This window comes from Streptomyces flavofungini (genome assembly GCF_041028215.1).
GTDB classification, from domain to species: domain Bacteria; phylum Actinomycetota; class Actinomycetes; order Streptomycetales; family Streptomycetaceae; genus Streptomyces; species Streptomyces flavofungini_B.
Window position 1 is genome coordinate 1 of the sequence record NZ_JASKYR010001299.1, and the last position, 1,470, is coordinate 1,470.

The 1,470-nt window shown below is 70.5% G+C and carries 1 protein-coding gene and 2 pseudogenes; all 3 read right to left on the bottom strand.

Translation table 11 applies throughout. The annotated features are described in order from the left end of the window. Positions 1-224, bottom strand: a pseudogene (locus tag AB8Z36_RS40580) (ABC transporter permease); the annotation flags it as partial. 37 nt (positions 225-261) lie between these two features. Beyond that, complete coding sequence (locus AB8Z36_RS40585) at positions 262-1,245, bottom strand: iron-siderophore ABC transporter substrate-binding protein (RefSeq protein WP_369218356.1); 984 nt, start codon at positions 1,243-1,245, stop codon at positions 262-264. Positions 1,246-1,323: 78 nt separating this feature from the next. Further along, positions 1,324-1,470, bottom strand: a pseudogene (fecE, locus tag AB8Z36_RS40590) (Fe(3+) dicitrate ABC transporter ATP-binding protein FecE); the annotation flags it as partial.

Below are 1,470 nucleotides of genomic sequence, written 5' to 3' on the forward strand. Positions count from 1 at the left end.
CGCGGCAGCCGCGAGGCGATGACGACGGAGGCGTCGGCCGGGTCGGCCTGCCCGGTGAGCGCCTTCCACACCTCGGGGGCGCCGGCCGACGCCGTGCCCTGGGTGATGTCGACGACCGCGAGGACGGTGACGAGGAGGACCAGTGCGGCCGTCACCGCGGCCGCGCCCGTGCGGGACACGGCGGTCGGCGGACGGGTGGCGGGGGTGGTTGCGGTGACGGCCATGGCGTTGCTTCTTCAGTGCCTCAACTCTGGGTGGCTGCTACTTCTTCAGGGCCTTGACGACGGAGTCGACGTACTGGTTCATCGAGGCGGGGCCGCCGAACATCCAGATGCCGTCGGGCAGCCGGTGGACGTGGTCCTTCTTGACGAACGGCAGCGACGTCCAGACCTTGTCCTTGGCCAGGGCGCCCGCGAAGGGGTTGCTGGTCTTGTCGCCGTCATTGCCGATGTAGGCGAACCGCACGTCGTCGCTGAGCTTGGTGAGGCCCTCGACGTCGGTGGAGCCGAGGCCGTAGCCCTTGTCGCCCTTGACGGACCAGTCGTTCTTCAGACCGAGCTTCTCGTTGACCGCGCCGATCAGCGAGCCGCTGGTGTAGGGCCGGATCGAGGTCTGGTTGCCGGTGACGTAGCCGTCGGCGAAGGCGTACTTCTTGCCCGCGAACCCGGCGGCGGCCAGTTCCTTCCTGCCCTCGGCGAGCTTGGCCTCGAAGTCCTTCTTCAGCTCCGCGGACTTCTCGGTGGTGCCGGTCGCCTTGGCGAGCAGGTCCAGGTTCTCGGTCATCTGGCCGATGGGGTCGGCGGCGTCGGCCGGGCGCAGGTTGAGGACCGGCGCGATCTTCCGCAGCTGCTTCACGGCGGCGGCCGGCAGGTCGGTCGTCGCGATGATGAGGTCGGGCTTGAGGGACGCGATGGTGTCCATGCTCGGCTCGCCGCGCGTGCCGACGTCCTTGGCGTCGTTCTTGAGCGGGGCCGCGGTGTCCCACGTCTTGTAGCCCTTGACGTCGGCGACACCGGCCGGTTCGACGCCGAGGGATATCAGGCTCTCGACGGCGTTCCACTCGGTGCCGACGACCTTCTTGGCGGGCCCGTCCAGCTTCACCTTCACGCCGGTGGCGTCGGTGAGGGTGAAGGACTTGGCTTCGCTCTTGGCGTCGTCGTCGGCGGCGGGCTCGGTGGTTCCGCACGCGGAGAGGGTGAGGGCCGCGGCGGTGGCGGCCGCCGCGGTGATCAGGAGGCGTCTCATGAGGTGGTGCTGAGCCTTTCGCTTCGCGCGTGGTGGCGGCCGATGGCGCGGGTGCGCAGCCGGCCGGTGAGGGGGTGCGCCGGTCAGGGTGAGCGCGCGGTCCACCGCGGCCCGTCCGTCCGGGTCGGCCTTGCCCCATCTGCCCCGGTAGGGGTAGCGGCCGAATTCAACGACGTCCCGGACGGTCAGGCCGCCGGGTGTGGGGCGCCCCTGGGTGAGCAGGGC